1 protein-coding gene is annotated in these 293 nt (G+C 46.4%); it reads left to right on the top strand.

Annotation, left to right across the window (positions count from 1 at the left end; genetic code table 11):
* On the top strand, window positions 1–293 hold a 293-nt coding region (locus tag PZH32_RS13435; RefSeq protein ID WP_275208754.1), incomplete at both ends, for an FKBP-type peptidyl-prolyl cis-trans isomerase N-terminal domain-containing protein.

The following is a 293-nucleotide window of genomic DNA, read 5'->3' as shown; positions in this document are numbered from 1 at the left end:
CTTTTGCTGCTGAAGCTGCAAAACCTGCTACAGCTGCTGACAGCAAAGCAGCGTTCAAAAATGACGATCAGAAATCAGCTTATGCACTGGGTGCCTCGCTGGGTCGTTACATGGAAAACTCTCTAAAAGAACAAGAAAAACTGGGCATCAAACTGGATAAAGATCAGCTGATCGCTGGTGTTCAGGATGCATTTGCTGATAAGAGCAAACTCTCCGACCAAGAGATCGAACAGACTCTACAAGCATTCGAAGCTCGCGTGAAGTCTTCTGCTCAGGCGAAGATGGAAAAAGAC

Origin of the sequence: Adlercreutzia equolifaciens, assembly GCF_029076695.1 — a bacterium.
In the GTDB taxonomy this organism is placed as follows: Bacteria; Actinomycetota; Coriobacteriia; order Coriobacteriales; family Eggerthellaceae; genus Adlercreutzia; species Adlercreutzia equolifaciens_A.
Note: the sequence above shows the minus strand (reverse complement) of the source record. Positions and strands in the feature narration are given on the sequence as shown.